Here is a 16265-nt window from a genome sequence, read left to right as displayed (position 1 = left end):
CGTGACGACGATCGTCACACCATGGTGACGAACTCGGGCCCAGAAAATCGACACCCGAAACGAAACGCACCCTGTTCAGGGCTTTCCTCAGATCCATCCGCTATACTGGCAGGTCATGCAAAGGAGGTGACATGCGAAGGATCGGAACCATCCCCGCGACCATCATCGTCGCGACGTGGCTGTTCATCATCGGATTCACGTTCGGCTACCTCGGCCGTCTCGACTCGGGCGCAGCGCCCGCGACGGACGGAGCGACGCTCGCCGGACTCCTCTCCGGAGCTGCCGCCGTCGCCATCGCCGGCGCGATGCTCATCGCGTTCCGGCTCGTGCGCACCGCCGCACGCGCGATCCGCTCGCGCGACGCGAAGCACGCGGGCTAGCCCAGAGACCCGGGACCGTCCCGGGAGACCCGAACGCGGGGTCGGCCATCGCTGGCCGGCCCCGCGTTCCGCGTTCCTGCGGGGCGCGACGCGGCATCCGGCGCCGCGCTCAGGCGTTCGCGAGTCCCGCGGTCAGTCGTTCGAGCTCGGCGATGCGGGCGGCGCGCTCACGTGGCACGCCCGGCACGCCGGGCCGCTGCTGCTCGGGCCGCGGGCCGGCCGGCGGCCGGGAGCCCACGCCCCGCTCGTCGAGCCAGGCGAGGTACGCGGGCAGGCGGGCGGCGAAGTCCGCCTGGTCGAGCGGATGCCCCGTCCACGCGACCTCGGCGAACGCCCCGAGCCTCGGGAACACCGCGTAGTCGAGCCGGTCCGGCCCGTCGAGGTGCTCGGTCCAGACGTTCGCCTGCACGCCGACGACGCGCTCGGCGAACCACGCCGGCTCGGCGGTGGGCAGCGGGTCGAAGTCCGCCACGTCCTCGAGGGAGAGCACGGTCCCGACCGGGATCGGCTCGGCCGGGTCGTCAGACTGGCGGTAGTCGAAGTAGGTCCAGAGGTCGGGGCAGAGCACGACCTCGTGGCCGAGCCGCGCACCGAGCCGGGCGCCGACCGGACCGCGCCAGGACGCGACGATCGCGTCGGGCGCCGGATCCCGCCCCTCGAGCATCTCGTCCCAGCCGACGGCGCGGCGGCCTCGGGCGCGGAGCCCGTCGGCGACCCGCGCGAGGAACCAGGACTGCAGCTCCTCCTCGTCGGCGATCCCGCGCTCGGCCATGAGTTCCTGCGTCCGCGGGTCGGCGCGCCACCGGTCCTTGCGCACCTCGTCGCCGCCGATCCCCACGATCTCGTCGTCGAAGACGTCGCAGAGCTCGTCGAACACGGTTCGGATGAAGGCGAGGGTCTCCTCCTCGACGTTCAGCACCTCGTCGCTGATGCCGAAGCGGGTCCACGGCTCGCGCACCCGCCGCGCCACCTCGGCCGCGCCGCCGACGCCGAACTCGGGGTAGGCGGCCAGGACGGCGCTCGCATGTCCCGGCACGTCGATCTCGGGCACGACGCGGATGCCCCGCTCCGCCGCGTAGGCCACGAGTTCGCGCAGCTCGGACTGCCGGTACCAGCCCTCGTGCGGCACCCCGTCGAGGGTCGACGCCGGGCCGTGGCCGAGCTGCGTCTCGGAGCGGCGGCCGCCGACCTCGGTGAGCCTCGGGTACGCGCGCACCTCGAAGCGCCAGCCCTGGTCGTCGGTCAGGTGCAGCTGCAGCACGCTCAGACGGTGCGCGGCGAGCAGGTCTACGAAGCGGTACAGCTCGGGCAGCGGCCGGAAGCGGCGGGCCACGTCGAGCATGACGCCGCGCCAGGCGAAGCGCGGCTCCCCCTCGAAGCGGAGGCCGCCGGCAGCGGGGACGGCGGCGCTCATGCGCCGGCGGCGAGCTCGCGCGCTCGGGCGAGGGCGGCGTCGGTCGCCCGGGTGAAGAGTGCTTCGAGCCCGGCCGATTCGAGCACGGCGACGGCCCGCTCGGTCGTGCCCTTCGGGCTCGTCACGCGGCGACGGAGCTCGGCGGGCTCCTCCCCCGAGGCCGCGAGCAGTTCGCTCGCTCCGCGGAAGGTGCCCTGCACCATCGTCGCCGCCTGCTCGGGCGTGAAGCCCTTCGCGACGGCCGCCGAGGTGAGCTGCTCGATGAGGTAGAAGACGTACGCCGGCCCGGAGCCCGAGATCGTGGAGAGCGCGTCGAGCTGCGTCTCCGGCACGACGAGCACTTCGCCGACGGTCTCGAACAACCGCACGACGAGCGCGAGCTCGGCCTCGCTCGAACGCGTGCCGGCCGAGACGCCCGTCACGGCGCGGCCGACGACGGCCGGGGTGTTGGGCATCGTGCGGACGACGGCGACGTGCTCGGGCAGGATCGACTCGAACGTCGCGACGGTGACGCCGGCGGCGACGGAGACGACCACGGTCCCCGGGTCGAGCGCATCGGCGATCTCGCGCAGGAGGTCGGGCACCATCGCGGGCTTCACGGCGACGACGACGAGTCCGGCGCCCGCGACCGCGCGGCGGTTGGCCTCGGCATCCTGCTCCGTCGCGAAGGCGGTGACGCCGGGCAGCTCGGCGAGCTCGGCGGCCTTCTCGGCGGTGCGGTTGGTGGCGCGGATGCCGTCGACGGCGACGCCCGGCTGCAGGAGGCCGTGCAGCACGGCCCGCGCCATGGAGCCGGCGCCGAGGAACGCGATGACGGGAAGGGAAGACGCGTCGGCAGTCATGCGCCCATCCTAGAAGCGGGCCTCGCCCATCATGCTTGCCCTCACGCGTCCATCACGCTTGCGGCATCCTCGACTCCTAGAATCGACCCATGAGCGCATCGGGCGGAACCAAAGCCATCATCGCGGCCTTCCTCGCCAATCTCGGCATCGCGATCACGAAGCTCATCGCGTGGGCGTTCTCGGGTTCGAGCTCGATGCTCGCGGAGGCGGTGCACTCCTTCGCCGACTCGGGCAACCAGCTCCTGCTGATCTTCGGCGGCCGCAAGGCGCGGCGCGCGGCCGACAAGGAGCACCCGTTCGGATACGGCCGCGAGCGCTACGTCTACGCCTTCGTCGTGGCGATCATCCTGTTCTCGGTCGGCGGCCTGTTCTCGATCTACGAGGGCATCGAGAAGATCCAGAACCCGCATGCGCTCGAGGTGCCGTGGCTGCCGATCCTGGTGCTCGTGATCGCGATCGTGCTGGAGTCGTTCTCGCTGCGCACGGCGATCACGGAGTCGAACCCGCTGCGCGGTCGGCAGAGCTGGGTGCAGTTCGTGCGCCGGGCGAAGGCGCCGGAGCTGCCGGTCGTGCTGCTCGAGGATGTCGCGGCGCTGCTCGGCCTCGTCTTCGCCCTGTTCGGCGTCGGCCTCACGATCATCACGGGCAATCCGCTGTTCGATGCGATCGGCACGCTTATGATCGGCACGCTGCTGATCGTCGTGGCGATCGTGCTCGGCATCGAGACGAAGAGCCTGCTCGTCGGCGAGGGTGCGAACGACGCCGACGTCGAGAAGATCGAGCAGGCGATCACCGCGGGTCCGGAGATCGAGCGGATCATCCACATGAAGACCCTCTACCTCGGCCCCGACGAGCTGCTCGTCGCGGCGAAGCTCGGCTTCGCCGCCGACCAGCGACTGTTGGAGGTCGCCGCCGCGACGAACGTGATCGAGCAGCGCATCCGTCAGGCGGTGCCGGCGGCCCGGGTGATCTACATCGAGCCCGATGTGTACGTCGACCCGCACCACACGGCGCCGCCGACCGACGCGATCGTCATCAAGGGCCTGGAGTAGCCCCCACCCCCACACACACCACGAGTTGCCCGACTTTCATGAAAGTCGGGCAACTCGTGTGTGTGTGTGTGTGGCGGGCGCGGCTCAGAAGTGGGTGCCGCCGTCGATGCGCACCTCGGTGCCGGTGATGAAGCGGCCGTCGTCGCTCGCGAGCATGGCGACGACGCTCGCGACCGTCTCGGGGCCGGCGAAGCCCTGCCCGAGGGCCGGCTGCAGCTTCATGAACAGCATCATGTCGGCGTCGTCCGGCAGGCCGGGGCCCTGGCTCTGCTTGCTCTGGCCGGAGCCGTCGGTCATGCCGGAGGAGATCGAGCCGGGCTGCACCGCGGTGAAGCGGATGCCCTGCTTCGCGTATTCGGCCGCGAGCGCATGGGTCATCGACTGCACGCCGCCCTTGCTGGCCGCGTAGGCCGCCATGTAGGGGTGCGCGAACGCCGCCGAGGTCGAGCTGAAGTTGACGACGGCGGCGCCCTCGCCCTGGAGCAGGGCGGGGATCGCCTCGCGGATGACGAGGAACGTACCGACGAGGTTCACCCGGACGACCTGCTCGAAGGCGTCGAGGCTCGTCTCGTGCGTGTGCGAGGAGCGCAGGATGCCGGCGGCGTTCACGAGTGCGTCGAGCCCGCCCAGCCACTCGACGGCGGCGGCGACGCCGGCGCGGACGGATGCCTCGTCGGCGATGTTCATGGCGACGGTGTGCAGGCGCTCGGCGGCGTCGCCGGCCTTCGCGACGGTGTCGGCGAGCCCGGCGGTGCTGACGTCGGCGGCGACGACGCGGCCGCCCTCGGCGAGCATGCGCAGCACGGTGGCCTGTCCGATGCCGGATCCGCCGCCGGTGACGAGTGCGCGGCGACCTTCGTAGCGGTTCATGGTGTTCGACCTTTCGAGTCCCAGGGGTTTTGCTACACGTTACGCCTGTTTGGCATAACGTGCCATAGTGTCAAACACCGACGCCGGCCCGCGTATTTCCCGTACGCTTCCAGACGTGGAACGCACGCCGACCCTCACTGAACGCCGGAAGGCGGCGACCCAGCTCGAGATCGCCAAGGTCGCCGCCGTCCTCTTCGCCGAGCACGGTGCGGACCAGGTGACGGCGGAGTCGATCGCCGCGGCCTCCGGGGTGTCGCTGCGCACCTTCTACCGCTACTTCCGCACGAAGGAGGACGCCGTCGGCCCGCTCCTCGCGGTCGGCGCGGGCACCTGGCAGGCGGCGCTCGCGGCATCCGGCCCCGGCGATCCGACCACCGCCTTCCCCGAGCTCATCTCGCGCGTGCTGACCCCGGTCGACGACGCCGGGCGCGAGGCGCTGCGCTGGACCCACGGTCTGCTCCGAGCCGCCGACGTCGACCCCGCCCTGCAGACGGTCTGGCGCCGGGTGAACCACGACTCGGAGGTGCGACTGCGCGCCATCATCGCCGAGCTCGCGGGCCCGGACGCCGATGCCTTCGAGGTGCGGCTGCTGGCGGCGGCGGCGACCGACGCCATCCGCCTCGGGCTCGAGGAGTGGGCCGCGCACGATGAGGACCCCGACGGCGCGGCAGGCGCGCCCGCCGCCCTCGCGGTGCGGGCCTTCGCTCAGCTGTCGAGCGGCATCTCACTCGGCGTCTGAGGCGGGCGGTGCTCGGCGGCACCGAAGAACGCGAGCAGCTGCGCCGCGGCGGCCTCCGCCTCCACCCCGCCGTAGACCTCGACCCGGTGGTTCAGCCGGCGATCGCGCAGCACGTCGTAGAGGGAGCCCGCGGCCCCCGCCTTCTCGTCCCAGGCGCCGAACACGACGGTCGGCACCCGTGCGGCGAGGATCGCGCCCGCGCACATGACGCAGGGCTCGAGCGTGACGACCAGCGTGCAGCCCTCGAGCCGCCACTCGCCGCGGGCGGCGGCCGCGTCGCGCAGGGCGAGCACCTCGGCGTGCGCCGTCGGGTCTCCGGTCTGCTCGCGCTCGTTGCGGCGCTCGGCGATCACCCGGCCCTCGGGGTCGAGCACGATCGCCCCGACCGGCACATCGCCCGAGCTCAGCGCCCCCTCGGCCACGGCGAGCGCGCGACGCATCCATTCCCGGTGCTCCGCCCGCTCCATCCGCGCCTCCGCTCGATCCGCTCTCGGCTGCCACGCTACCGCGCCGTAGAATCGGGGCCATGCGAGTCCACGTGGCGGATCACCCGCTCATCACCCACAAGCTGACGGTGCTCCGCGACCGCGAGACCCCCTCGCCGGTGTTCCGCTCCCTCGTCGAAGAGCTCATGACGCTCCTCGCGTACGAGGGCACCCGTGGCGTCCGCGTCACCGAGGTCGAGATCGAGACGCCCGTCGCCGTGACGACCGGCGTGCGCATCGCCGAGCCGAAGCCGCTCATCGTGCCGATCCTGCGCGCCGGGCTCGGCATGCTCGAGGGCATGGTGAAGCTGCTGCCGAGCGCCGAGGTCGGGTTCCTCGGCATGGCTCGCGACGAGGAGACGCTGCAGCCGACGACGTACGCCGAGCGCTTGCCCGACGACCTCAGCAACCGGCAGTGCTTCGTGCTCGACCCGATGCTCGCGACGGGCGGATCGCTCATCGCGGCGATCGACTTCCTGCTCGCGCGCGGTGCGACCGACGTGACCGCCATCTGCATCCTCGCCGCCCCCGAAGGCTTGAAGGCCGTCGAGGAGGCGCTGCACGGCCGCGAGGTCACCGTGGTGCTCGGCGCCGTCGACGAGCGCCTGAACGAGCAGGGCTTCATCGTGCCCGGCCTCGGCGACGCCGGCGACCGGCTCTACGGCACCGTCTGAGCCATCCCCCTCCCCTGTTCGACGACGGGCGCCTCGATCGAGGCGCCCGTCGTGCTATACGCGAAGGATCTTCGAGCGGGCCCGCGTAGTCTCGCAAGCAGCCTGCAGAAGATTTTTTCCAGACGTGATCGATCGCTGATTCTTCGATCTTTGCCGGCGGCGGGCGAGAGGGTTTCGTGGCGGCCGGATGCCGATGCACCGCGTGCGACGTCACACCCCGTCATCCACGGGTCACGAATTGACACATGCTCGCGGCTCCGATTGACTCTCCACCATGACCGACACCGCACGCACCCTGACCACCCGCGAGGTGAACAGGACTGCCGACATGATGATGTCGGCGCGTGCAGGCATGTGTTGTCGAATGTGCCGCTGACCCGCGACCTCTTCGCCGAGTCCCGCTGCCGATCCGCATCCAGATCGCCCGGACTCCTCTGAGCCGCCGCCCAGGCGCTCGCCCGGCCCACTCCGGCCAGTTCGCAGACCCCGCCGACGGGGTCGATCGCTGCACCCGCAACGCAAGGAATCCGTCATGTCGCTCGCACTCGCTTCCGCCCCCACCGCCCGCACCGCCCCCAGCATCTCGGCCGCCCCGGTCCGGGCCATCGCCGACGGCGCGCCCATCGCCCGCCTCGCCGCCCCGGCCGCCGAGCTCACCCCCGCCCCCCGCGTCCGCGCCGTACCCGAGGGCACCGAGGCCCGCGGCTTCGTGCTCTACGTCGGCATCGACGAGGGCAAGGCCACCGAGGACGGCACGACGCTGCACCGCATCGTCGAGGCGCTCCGCCGCCTGACCGCCGAGGTCGCCCCCTCCGCCGAGACCTACGCGGCCGTGGCCCTCGCCCCCGAGGGCGCCGGCGGCCGCGACGTCGACGTCGTGCGTCTCGCGCTCCAGGACCCGGCCGCGCTCGCCAAGCAGCGCGAGGCCCAGGGCGACGTGCGCGACGACAGCGACCGCCACCCCAACGGCGTCATCATCGACATCTCGCGCAAGCGCGTGCTGCTCGACGGCGAGCCCGCCGGGCTCACCTACAAGGAGTTCGAGCTGCTGCAGTACCTGGTGCTGCGCGAGGGCCGCACGATCGACCGGCACGAGCTCATCGACAGCCTCTGGAACGCCGACGACGAGGCCCCGAGCGAGCGCACCATCGACGTGCACGTGCGCCGCCTGCGCTCGAAGCTCGCGCACTACCAGGACATCGTGCGCACCGTGCGCGGCCTCGGCTACCGCTTCGACCGTCACGCCGACGTCTCGATCCGTCAGGCCTCCACGCCGAGCCCCGACGTCTTCTGAGCCCGCCGCCGCACTGACGCCCTGCCGCTCCCTGCCGCCCTGCCGCCCGGCTCGCGCCGGAGGGGATTCGCTCCGCGGGAGGATGGCTCGGCCTGAATCGACTTCCCGAGGCGCGGATCTCCTCCGCGCCCGACGGTCAGTGTCCGTTCTCACCAAAACTTGTCGTCCGATGAGACGCCTTTACCCCCCTCTCGGTGCCACATATAGCTAAACTATTCTCAATCGAGAAGGGTTTAGCACCATGAGCATGGTGACGGCCGCAGACGCGGCACATCAGCTCGGCGTCACCAGGCGTCGAGTTGCTGAGCTCTGGGGCGAGGGATTTCTCAGGGGCACAAAGACCTCGGCCGGCCTCTCGATCGAGCTCACCAGTGTGCATGAGCGCCTCTCGATCGGCGCGGTCCCGGGTCGTCCTTGGTCCGAGGATGTCGTCTGGGGCATCATCACCACCCTCTCAGGCGACGACGAGCATCTGAGCCTCGATGTCGGGCGGCGGATCTTCCGCCATGATCACGAGATCCTGGGCAAGCGCATCAGCGCGTCGATCGTCACCGCGCGCTTCGAGGCGCGCAACCGCGACGCGGTCCGGCGCGCGCTCGCACTGACCGGCGAGAGCGCCCTCGACCGTCTCCAATCCGAGGTCGACGTGCGCGTCCTCGATCAGCTGCGCGGTCAGCCGATCCGGGGCTACGCTCGCGAACCGTTCGGCGTCCTCCTCGAGCAGCATGACCTTGTGGAGGCCGTCACCGGCGACATCATCGTGCACGGGTTCCGCAGCGGCCAGACCCGCATCGAAGGCGAGACGCCGATCGCGCTCATCGCGGCCGACTGCCTGCGGAGCACCACGACCAGGGTCCGTCGCGTCGGGCTCGACGCGCTCAAGCGAATGCGGGACGAGTGGCTGGCCAAGCTCACCTGATCGAGGTCGACGACCGTGCCGCCGAGTGGATGCTCCTCGTCGAGGTAGCTCAGGCCGTTCCCTCTGAGCGGTGGGTGCTCGTCGGCGGGCTCATGGTGCACGCCCATGCAATCCGCGCTGGCATGGATCCGGTCCGGCACACCTCTGACCTTGACGTCCTGATCGACATCACTGCCGCCAGGATCTCCGAGGTCGCGGGCCCCTTGCAGGCTGCCGGCTTTGAAGCGCTCGAACCGACCGGGTCGGGGCCGTTCCACCGATTCAAGCGTGAGCACGACATCGTCGACGTGATGGTGCCGAGCACCGCGAGCGACGCGTTCCGGTGGCGCGGCCGCGGCGTGCTCCGCTCACCTGGCGCCAAGCAGGCGCTCGAGCGCCGCGACCACTACACCGTCACCGGACGATCCGGCGGCGCCTCCGTCGTCGTCGACGTGCCCGACTCGACCGGCGCCATCGTCGCGAAGGCGGCTGCCTACACCGTCGATACCCGCGATCGCGAGCGCCACCTCGAAGACCTCGTCGTCCTGCTCGCTGCAGCATCCCGCCGAGATCTCGGACCCATCCTGAGCCGGCGCGACCGTCAGCACCTTCGCCCAGCGCTGGAGCGCCTCACCGATGTGAACGACCCATGGTGGGCGCAGCTCGACACACGCGAGGTCAGCTTCGCCAGAGCCTCATTCGATCACCTCACCCAACTCGTCAACGCCCACGGGTGAACGCGCACCAGTAGATTCAGCCCATGGGCCTCTTTCGACGATCCGAAGCCGTCTCCCCCGAACCTCGGCTGTACGAGGGCTTCGCTGGACTGGAAGCCGCCGAGCCGATTGACCTGGCCGTCAATGTGCTCCTCCGACTCTTCCCACGGGGTGACGGTGCTCACTACCGACCAGAGACCGTGCTCGGCGTGATTCAGGACCTTGCAGGCATCTCCGAGGTGCCAGGCGTCACGGTGCGAGGGACAATCACGACACCTCGTGCCCGGTACGCGCTCGACCCGTTCTACCTGCAGTGCGTGCTCATCTGGGAGCACGCACTCCTCGCAGGGCGCCTCTCCCGCGGATCCGAGGCATACCATCACGTCGTACTCCTCCCCCGCGGCCACCAGGCCCTGACATCAGCCAGCCCGGAAGAGGAACTGCGCGCACTGATCCAGGCCCAGAGCGGATAGCCTGGCCGCGCCCTCGGATGGCAAAGCGGAGCGCGGCAGAGTGGCCTCGCAGCCGCCGGGAGAACGCCGCGAGGGCATAGGTGTGCTGGAGTGCGAGACCTTGGCTGGGGTGCGGGTGATGCGTCATGGGCGAGTAAAGCACTCGTGGGCAGGCCCAGCTTCTCGGCGATCGTCCGACGGGACCTGAACACGTCGCGCCACGCGTCGAACACGCGGTCGGTGGGCTGACGAGAGAGGCTGGTTCGGCTCGCGGCCGCCGTCGACTGCAGAAGCAGACGACGTGTGTCCGCTGGGTGAGTCTCCGATCCACGCTCGGAGCCCCAGCTCCTCCATGAACGACGCCATCCAGTTCGAGACTGGTCAAGCCCACGGAGATGTCCATCGCCATCGAGGAGAAGTGATCCCAGGCGTGTCTGGCGCTGCGCGTCGAGCATGCGCGTCACCTCGGACAGTTCGCAGGAAATCGCGTTCGCGCCGAAGCGCGTCGGCGAACGGCTCTACCTCGCCGAGCAGAGCGCCGGTTCCGAGGTGAGCTCCTGCTGCAGCTGCTCGATCTCGACGAGAACCCGCTGAGCATCGGCTAGAGCCTCCTGCTCAGACCTGAGCTCTGCCTCGTGGTAGCGCCACCCCACGTCCGCGCAATCGACCTCCCGAGGCGCGGATCTCCTCCGCGCCCGACGGTCAGCCTGGGAGCGGCCAGAGATTTTCAGGCAGCTCTGGCGCCCGTTATCTATCTGTTATATATTCGGTATCGCACCGCACGTTTGCTGTGGCGGGCGGTGCGGAATGTGATTGCAGGACACTCTTGGTGCAAGGGCGAGGGCCGGTCGTCAGCCTCTACGACCGGCCCTCAACCGTGTCTGGGGCCCCTATTCTGGGTAGCGCGCGCACGCGCTGATGAAGGGAGCACCACGTGGTCGACCGGCAGCTCACCGTCGCGGCCTGGGAGTCGCTGTTCCGCGCGCAGGTGACCGTGATGCGGGCCCTGCAGCGGGATTTCCCGTCCTCGACCATCTCGATGAACGAGTACGACGTGCTGTTCAACATCTCCCGCGCCCCGGGCCGGCGGCTCCGGCTGAAGGAGCTGAACCGCTCGGTCCTCATCACGCAGCCGAGCGTGAGCCGGCTCGTCGACCGACTCGCCGCTCGCGGGCTGCTCCGCAAGAGCGAGGACCCCGACGACGGCCGCGGCACCATCGTGTCCATCACCGCGGAGGGGTTCGATCTGTTCCGCCGCGTCGCGGTCGAGCACATGCAGGCGATCACCGAGCACATGGGCGCGTCCCTCGACGAGGATGAGCTGCGCACGCTGATCCGACTGACCACCCGCCTTCGCCTGGGTGCCGCCGAGGCCGGTGCACCCGTCATCCCACCGGACGACGAGGGCGACGAGGCCTGACGGCCCGGCCCGGGACGGCCCGGGCGGCCCGGCCGCGCGGCGGGCGAATGACGGTGGGGCGGGAACCCTACCTCCCGCCCCACCGCGGCCTCCAGGGAGGCCCTCCCCGCCGAGCGACCCGAACTGAGCTCGACGAGCAACCTCCCGAGCGGGGCGCGCGAGGGCGCACCGCGGCCACCACGGATGGCGGGCATGTCGGGTTCGGGTTCCCGACTCGGGTTTGGGTGAATCGTATCCCCGCCGCGCGGCTCGTGCCGCCCCCGGAACGGGGTACACGCCCAGGCGGGACTGCCGTCGCGCGCCCGTCGTGACACGGATCTCCGCGATGGGGCGAGGCGCTCACGCCCGGCCGGCGGACTCCACCGGGTCGACGGAGTCGGCGTACTCGGGGTGCCGCTCGAGGTAGGCCCGGATGAACGGGCACTCGGGCACGATCCGCTCGCCGCGCGCGACGGTGTCGTCGAGGGCGAAGCGGGCGAGCCTGCTGCCGATGCCCTTCCCCTCGAACTCGGGCTTCACGATCGTGTGCGTGAAGGTCGTCCGCCCCTCGGAGCGCCGGTACATCGCGAAGCCCGCGACCACTCCGTCGGACCGGATCTCGTACCGCGACCGTTCGGCCGCCTCCGCGAGCTGGATGTCCTCGCTCATGCGTTCCTCCGCTTCCGCTCGGCCGCGCGATCGTGCGCAGCGTTCGTCCTCTGGTGCAACGCGTCCGGCGCGCGGGGATTCCCGGTCGCCGCCCAGGATGCCTCAGACGAGTGCCGCGTGGTCCGGGGGGTCGTCCGCCGCGGCATCCGTCCCGCGCAGTCCGAGCCGGCGCAGGCGGTCCGAGCCGTGCGAGCCCGGGCCGCGGAGGCGGGCCTCCTCGTCGCGACCGGCGGGGCGGGTGAGCGCGGCCGAGCCGGCGGGCGCGATACGGCGGCGGTGCACGGCGTGAGCGCGGGCCGAGACAGCGCCCGTGACGACGCCGACGTCGGACGGCTCCGCCTGCGGGTGCGCGTGCGTGGTGGCGACGAGCGCGATCAGCCAGGCGAAGACCAGGGTGAACGCGACGATCTCGAACACCGTCAGGTTGAACAGCCCGATCACCTGGTACGCGAACATCGCGGCGATCTCGAGCGCGAGGAACGCGTAGGAGAGCACGACGAGGGTGCGCGGCATCCGCTTGGCGAAGAGCCGGACGCAGCCGGCAAGCCCGGCGAACCCGGCCGCGGCGGCGCAGGCGAAGACATTGTGCAGCAGGGTGTCGGTGTCGATCGGCACGAGGCCGACCCCGGCGAGGCTCGCGCCGATCACCGCGATCAGCGCTCGTGCGGCGCCGAGCCCGCCGCGCCGCACCGCGAATCGCGCCTCGCCGAGCGCCCGGGTGAGCGCCGGCCCGAGCACGGCCATGCCGAGCCCCGCGATGACGATGCCCACGTTGAAGCTCGCCGCCGCGAGGTCGTCGCTCGTGCCGAGGGTGCTGAAGTTCAGGGTCCACCACTCGCCCGTGGGGGTGATCGACATGGCGCCGAGGCTGCCGGCCGCGAGCAGCATGGAGACGAGGTTGAAGGTGCGGTACGCCTCGTGGCTGATCGCCTGGTGATGCAGGCGGGCGGTGCCTGCTCCGAGCACGGTGCCGAGCAGCACGCCGGCCGCCTTGTGCCCGCCCGGCATCCACTCGAAGGCGGGCGCGGCGAAGTGCACGGCGAGCAGGGCGATCCCGGCCCAGACCATGCCGTTCGCGATCGCCCTGGCGCGATCGTCGAAGCCGGGGAGGCCGAAGCGCATCACCGCGGCGAGCCGCTCCTCGGAGGCGGAGACGACGAGCAGCAGCATCGCGACGGCCATCGCGCCGAGCGCGGCGAGCGGCATGACCGCGGCGTCCGGGGTGTCCCACCCGCCGAGCCCGTGCCCCGACGCGTCGAAGCCGAGGCCCCGGCCCTCGACGCTCAGCAGCCGGGCGAAGACGATGCCGAAGGCGAGGGCGATGCCCATCACGAACACTCGGCGGAGGGCGCGGGTGGAACGCAGGGCGATCTCGGCGAGCGGGTCTGCGGCGGTCTCGATCCCGCCCCCGACCTCGGCACGCACGGCCGGAGCCGATGCGCCCGAACGCTCGCTCTTCAGCCGGACGTGACTTTCACGACCGGCGCATTCCGGGGCCGCCGTGCGACGCCGCAGGGAGTGTGCCCGGAGTGTTGGTGCCGGGGTGGCCCCGACAAACGCACCCCTCATATCCAGACTCTCGTTCACGGGAATCAGACAAATCGAGCCTATCGGCGCCCCCACGCCCGAATCGTCGAGAATCCACCCAAAACGGGGGGCAAAGCCCGAGAATCCGGGGCAGCAGAGCCACCGAACAGCGAGAATCCCGCCCCTCGCGGAAGCGACGGACGGGAGACCGGGGCGGCGGGCGGGACTCGAAACGACGAGCCGGACGGCCGGCGCGCGCACCCGGAAGAACTGCTCGCGAAGTCTATCGCATCGTGACGATTCCTCGCCGTCGCAGGATGAGGGTGCGCTCCGACGGCAGGCGAGCGGTCAGCCGGCCCGACGCCGGCGGCCGCGCGCCAGCAGCAGACCCGCGACCAGCAGGAGCAGGGCGGCGCCGAGGCCGGCGCCGAGCTCCGACCCGGTGTGCGCCAGCGTCGGAGTGCTCGACGCTGCCGACGAGCCGGCACGGGAGTCGGGCGCCGCCGACGGCCCAGCGGGGCCGTGGCCGGGAGCCTCGGCTCCCCCGTCGGGCACGTCTGCCCCGTCGCCGGGCGCATCCGGTACGTCGCCGCCGGTGCCGTCTCCCGGGACCGCTCCGCCATCGTCGTCTCCGCCGTCGTCGTCGCCCGGTCCCGCCGGCTCGCTCGGGGTCACCGCCGCCTCGAGGGCGATCTCCGCCGCGTCCCTCGCGGTGTACCCGACGGAGTCCTTCGCCGTGATCAGGGTCTGGTAGCGACCGCCGTCGGCGGGCATCCAGAGCGTGCCCGCGCGCGCGTGCACGTCCGAGGCCGTCGCCTCGAGCGGGACCGGGTCGCCCACGGTCATCCCGTCCACCCGGACGTAGAGCGCGTCGCCGTCGCCCGCGGTGGCGACGGGGGCGCCGTCCGCGTCGACGACGACGCCCGCGGTCGAACTCACGCTCGCGGAACTCGCCGAGGTGCGGACGACGAACGGCCCGACCCGGCCCGAGACGGGGGCGCCGTCGCTCGGCGGGACGACCTGCAGCGCCGGCCCCGGCTGCGATCCGTCGCCGGTGGCCGAGTCGAGGAGCTGGCGCACGACCGCGAGGATGGCGGTGGAGTCCGCGAGCGTCGCGTGCCCCGCGTTGCCCGCCACCGCGATCGAATCGGCCGACGGGAACCTGGTGTCCGCGACCTCGGGATTGGTGAGGTTCCAGATGGCGATCTGCGTCGCGGCCAGCGCGATCTTGTCGGAGCTCTGATTCGTCGTCCCCGTCACACCGGCCGCGGACAGGACCTCCGCACCCGTGCGAGTCGGGTACCCGTGCTCGATCACCCAGAGGACCTCTGCGGCGTTCGTCCCGAACCCGGTCCCGGTGAAGTCCTCCCACGACGACTGGGCGTAGGGGTGCGCGCCGGAGAGGTCGACGCCGACCATGCGATCTGCGCAGTACACCTGGATGGTCGTCGTCGCGCCCGCGTCGTCGACGACGTCGAACGGGAAGAGGTACGCCCAGAAGTCGTGGAACGTGCCGGTCCCTGCCTCGTTCCAGGCGAAGTAGGCGTACTCGGGCAGGGTGCGGCTCATCGTGGCCTGGGGCTCCGCGTTCGCCGGAGCCGCGCCGGCGAGCGCGCCGACCGCGCCCAGCACGACGGTCGCGGCCGCGGCGGCGAGTGCGGCGCGCGCGCCGCGACGGCGGCGCTCCGGGCGGAGGCGCGCACCGAGGCGGGCGCGCCGAGCAACGGGGAGCGAGGTGAGCATGTCGTTCCTTCGGGTGGATGGTGACGGCGGTTCGCCTGTGGGACGCGGAGGGCCCGATCAGGGCCGTCGGGCCCTCCGCTCGCGGTCGGGGCGTCGGGGGGGGGCCGCCCGACCACGACCGGAAGCGAAGCTACGCGCACGATCGAGGCGCGCACCGGGTGCCGTCCGGGCTTCAGTGGCGCAGCCGGCCATTCTCAGTAGTCGGGGCCGACTTCTGCGAGGCGCGCGGCACCGCCCCGCGCCCGGCCCGGGTGCGGAGCCCCGACCCGCCCGCCACCGCCGTGGCGGCGGGGACTACTGAACCGGGCGCGCCCCGACTACGCAACGATCGTCGCGGCCCCACCCGTCCGTGGTGCAGCGCATAGCCTCGGTTCGACCCGACGCCCGGCACCGGACCGCACTGGGAGATCAATTTGGCCGTCATCCCGCTCCTGACCTTCACCGACGAATGCACGGCGGCGATCGAGACGTACGTCGCCGCCTTCGACGCCGACATCGAGCGGCTCGTCCGCTTCCAGGACGCTCCCGGTTGGGACCGCCCCCGCTTCGGCCGACGGGTGATGGTCGCGGAGCTCGCGGTGGCCGGTGAGCGGATCCGGATGTCGGACGCGCTCACGGACCTCCCGATCAGCACCGGGCGCCGGCTCGCGATCCGGCTCGAGCTCGGCGACCAGTTGCTCGGCCAGGCCGCCGCCGTGCTCGGCGAGGGCGGCGTCGTGCTCACGGAGGTCACACCGACCGGGCGGTCGGGCGGCTGCTACGCGATGATCGAGGATCGCTTCGGTGTCGTCTGGGAGCTGGTCGGCCGGGCGGCCCGCTGACTACTGAGGCCCGGCGCCCGACCACGGCATTCTTCGCTCGGCGTCCCGGAGTCCGTGCGGCACGACGACGTCGCGCGCCCGGGGCGGCGGACACTGTGCTGCATGCCCAGAACCCGCTTCGCGCTCCCCCACGTCGAGCGTTTCGTCGATCCGAAGACCGGCGAGGCGATCCTGCTGCGGTGCGATTGCTCGCTCGGACGCGACCACGACTACGCGGACTGGCAGCGGGCCCGCGAGCGTCGCCGCGCAGCCGTGCGCGCCGGCGAGCGATGAGGCCCACCGCCCCCTTC

19 protein-coding genes are annotated in these 16265 nt (G+C 71.7%); 12 read left to right on the top strand and 7 right to left on the bottom strand.

Translation table 11 applies throughout. The features are described from left to right. Window positions 1-131: 131 nt before the first annotated feature. Window positions 132-380: a hypothetical protein gene (locus tag M3147_RS10690; protein WP_251203460.1), complete on the top strand. Its 249-nt coding sequence runs from the start codon at window positions 132-134 to the stop codon at window positions 378-380. A gap of 109 nt (window positions 381-489) precedes the next feature. Here the strand turns inward: M3147_RS10690 and M3147_RS10685 are convergent, their stop codons facing one another. After that, window positions 490-1794 (bottom strand): beta-N-acetylhexosaminidase, encoded by a 1305-nt coding sequence (locus tag M3147_RS10685; protein WP_251203459.1) that lies wholly within the window; start codon window positions 1792-1794, stop codon window positions 490-492. Continuing rightward, window positions 1791-2636, bottom strand: a complete 846-nt coding sequence (gene proC / locus M3147_RS10680; protein ID WP_251203458.1) for a pyrroline-5-carboxylate reductase — start codon at window positions 2634-2636, stop codon at window positions 1791-1793. Before proC ends, M3147_RS10685 begins: the two co-directional genes overlap by 4 nt. Window positions 2637-2725: 89 nt before the next feature. Here proC and M3147_RS10675 point away from each other — a divergent pair, with 89 nt between their 5' ends. Further along, window positions 2726-3688 (top strand): cation diffusion facilitator family transporter, encoded by a 963-nt coding sequence (locus M3147_RS10675; RefSeq protein WP_251203457.1) that lies wholly within the window; start codon window positions 2726-2728, stop codon window positions 3686-3688. 84 nt (window positions 3689-3772) lie between these two features. Here M3147_RS10675 and M3147_RS10670 read toward each other — a convergent pair whose 3' ends face one another. Beyond that, entirely contained in the window at window positions 3773-4558 is a 786-nt protein-coding gene (locus M3147_RS10670; protein WP_251203456.1) for an SDR family NAD(P)-dependent oxidoreductase, read from the bottom strand. Between the two features lie 115 nt (window positions 4559-4673). On the opposite strand from M3147_RS10670, the gene M3147_RS10665 reads away from it, so the two are divergent. Beyond that, entirely contained in the window at window positions 4674-5297 is a 624-nt protein-coding gene (locus M3147_RS10665; RefSeq protein WP_251203455.1) for a TetR family transcriptional regulator, read from the top strand. Here M3147_RS10665 and tadA read toward each other — a convergent pair. After that, on the bottom strand, window positions 5264-5764 hold the full coding sequence (gene tadA, locus M3147_RS10660) for a tRNA adenosine(34) deaminase TadA (protein ID WP_251203454.1): 501 nt from the start codon (window positions 5762-5764) through the stop codon (window positions 5264-5266). The two genes, M3147_RS10665 and tadA, sit on opposite strands and share 34 nt — an antisense overlap. 59 nt (window positions 5765-5823) lie before the next feature. On the opposite strand from tadA, the gene upp reads away from it, so the two are divergent. From upp to M3147_RS10625, 7 genes are all read left to right on the top strand, one after another. Beyond that, window positions 5824-6456, top strand: a complete 633-nt coding sequence (gene upp, locus M3147_RS10655) for a uracil phosphoribosyltransferase (protein WP_243569483.1) — start codon at window positions 5824-5826, stop codon at window positions 6454-6456. 532 nt (window positions 6457-6988) lie between these two features. Further along, window positions 6989-7750, top strand: a complete 762-nt coding sequence (locus M3147_RS10650) for a winged helix-turn-helix domain-containing protein (protein WP_251203453.1) — start codon at window positions 6989-6991, stop codon at window positions 7748-7750. Window positions 7751-7991: 241 nt separating this feature from the next. Continuing rightward, the gene (locus M3147_RS10645; protein WP_251203452.1) at window positions 7992-8669 is read left to right on the top strand and encodes a hypothetical protein; all 678 of its coding nucleotides are present in this window, start codon (window positions 7992-7994) and stop codon (window positions 8667-8669) included. Continuing rightward, window positions 8648-9385, top strand: a complete 738-nt coding sequence (locus M3147_RS10640) for a hypothetical protein (protein WP_251203451.1) — start codon at window positions 8648-8650, stop codon at window positions 9383-9385. The genes M3147_RS10645 and M3147_RS10640 overlap by 22 nt, the downstream gene beginning before the upstream one ends. A 23-nt stretch (window positions 9386-9408) precedes the next feature. Continuing rightward, window positions 9409-9837 (top strand): hypothetical protein, encoded by a 429-nt coding sequence (locus M3147_RS10635; RefSeq protein ID WP_251203450.1) that lies wholly within the window; start codon window positions 9409-9411, stop codon window positions 9835-9837. Window positions 9838-10269: 432 nt separating this feature from the next. Then, entirely contained in the window at window positions 10270-10410 is a 141-nt protein-coding gene (locus M3147_RS10630; RefSeq protein ID WP_251203449.1) for a hypothetical protein, read from the top strand. Between the two features lie 340 nt (window positions 10411-10750). Continuing rightward, on the top strand, window positions 10751-11236 hold the full coding sequence (locus M3147_RS10625; protein ID WP_251203448.1) for a MarR family winged helix-turn-helix transcriptional regulator: 486 nt from the start codon (window positions 10751-10753) through the stop codon (window positions 11234-11236). Between the two features lie 339 nt (window positions 11237-11575). Here M3147_RS10625 and M3147_RS10620 read toward each other — a convergent pair whose 3' ends face one another. From M3147_RS10620 to M3147_RS10610, 3 genes are all read right to left on the bottom strand, one after another. Further along, window positions 11576-11884 (bottom strand): GNAT family N-acetyltransferase, encoded by a 309-nt coding sequence (locus M3147_RS10620; RefSeq protein ID WP_251203447.1) that lies wholly within the window; start codon window positions 11882-11884, stop codon window positions 11576-11578. A gap of 102 nt (window positions 11885-11986) precedes the next feature. Beyond that, on the bottom strand, window positions 11987-13309 hold the full coding sequence (locus M3147_RS10615; RefSeq protein ID WP_251203446.1) for a hypothetical protein: 1323 nt from the start codon (window positions 13307-13309) through the stop codon (window positions 11987-11989). 450 nt (window positions 13310-13759) lie between these two features. Further along, the gene (locus M3147_RS10610; RefSeq protein ID WP_251203445.1) at window positions 13760-15154 is read right to left on the bottom strand and encodes a thioester domain-containing protein; all 1395 of its coding nucleotides are present in this window, start codon (window positions 15152-15154) and stop codon (window positions 13760-13762) included. A 413-nt stretch (window positions 15155-15567) separates the two neighbouring features. Here M3147_RS10610 and M3147_RS10605 point away from each other — a divergent pair, with 413 nt between their 5' ends. Further along, window positions 15568-15975: a VOC family protein gene (locus M3147_RS10605; RefSeq protein ID WP_251203444.1), complete on the top strand. Its 408-nt coding sequence runs from the start codon at window positions 15568-15570 to the stop codon at window positions 15973-15975. Window positions 15976-16077: 102 nt separating this feature from the next. After that, the gene (locus M3147_RS10600; protein WP_251203443.1) at window positions 16078-16248 is read left to right on the top strand and encodes a hypothetical protein; all 171 of its coding nucleotides are present in this window, start codon (window positions 16078-16080) and stop codon (window positions 16246-16248) included. The last annotated feature ends 17 nt before the right edge of the window (window positions 16249-16265 follow it).

Source organism: Agromyces mediolanus (assembly GCF_023715325.1).
Classification (GTDB): domain Bacteria; phylum Actinomycetota; class Actinomycetes; order Actinomycetales; family Microbacteriaceae; genus Agromyces; species Agromyces mediolanus_A.
The sequence above is the reverse complement of the archived record's forward strand: the minus strand, read 5'-3'. Positions and strand labels throughout refer to the sequence as shown.

What these genes read in the sequence shown, in the direction of transcription:
- proC (WP_251203458.1), bottom strand. Translation starts at nt 2,636, where the DNA reads ATGACTGCCGACGCGTCTTCCCTTCCCGTCATCGCGTTCCTCGGCGCC.
- M3147_RS10645 (WP_251203452.1), top strand. Translation starts at nt 7,992, where the DNA reads ATGAGCATGGTGACGGCCGCAGACGCGGCACATCAGCTCGGCGTCACC.
- M3147_RS10690 (WP_251203460.1), top strand. Translation starts at nt 132, where the DNA reads ATGCGAAGGATCGGAACCATCCCCGCGACCATCATCGTCGCGACGTGG.
- upp (WP_243569483.1), top strand. Translation starts at nt 5,824, where the DNA reads ATGCGAGTCCACGTGGCGGATCACCCGCTCATCACCCACAAGCTGACG.
- M3147_RS10610 (WP_251203445.1), bottom strand. Translation starts at nt 15,154, where the DNA reads ATGCTCACCTCGCTCCCCGTTGCTCGGCGCGCCCGCCTCGGTGCGCGC.
- M3147_RS10685 (WP_251203459.1), bottom strand. Translation starts at nt 1,794, where the DNA reads ATGAGCGCCGCCGTCCCCGCTGCCGGCGGCCTCCGCTTCGAGGGGGAG.
- M3147_RS10630 (WP_251203449.1), top strand. Translation starts at nt 10,270, where the DNA reads ATGCGCGTCACCTCGGACAGTTCGCAGGAAATCGCGTTCGCGCCGAAG.
- M3147_RS10670 (WP_251203456.1), bottom strand. Translation starts at nt 4,558, where the DNA reads ATGAACCGCTACGAAGGTCGCCGCGCACTCGTCACCGGCGGCGGATCC.
- M3147_RS10635 (WP_251203450.1), top strand. Translation starts at nt 9,409, where the DNA reads ATGGGCCTCTTTCGACGATCCGAAGCCGTCTCCCCCGAACCTCGGCTG.
- M3147_RS10650 (WP_251203453.1), top strand. Translation starts at nt 6,989, where the DNA reads ATGTCGCTCGCACTCGCTTCCGCCCCCACCGCCCGCACCGCCCCCAGC.
- tadA (WP_251203454.1), bottom strand. Translation starts at nt 5,764, where the DNA reads ATGGAGCGGGCGGAGCACCGGGAATGGATGCGTCGCGCGCTCGCCGTG.
- M3147_RS10600 (WP_251203443.1), top strand. Translation starts at nt 16,078, where the DNA reads ATGCCCAGAACCCGCTTCGCGCTCCCCCACGTCGAGCGTTTCGTCGAT.
- M3147_RS10675 (WP_251203457.1), top strand. Translation starts at nt 2,726, where the DNA reads ATGAGCGCATCGGGCGGAACCAAAGCCATCATCGCGGCCTTCCTCGCC.
- M3147_RS10620 (WP_251203447.1), bottom strand. Translation starts at nt 11,884, where the DNA reads ATGAGCGAGGACATCCAGCTCGCGGAGGCGGCCGAACGGTCGCGGTAC.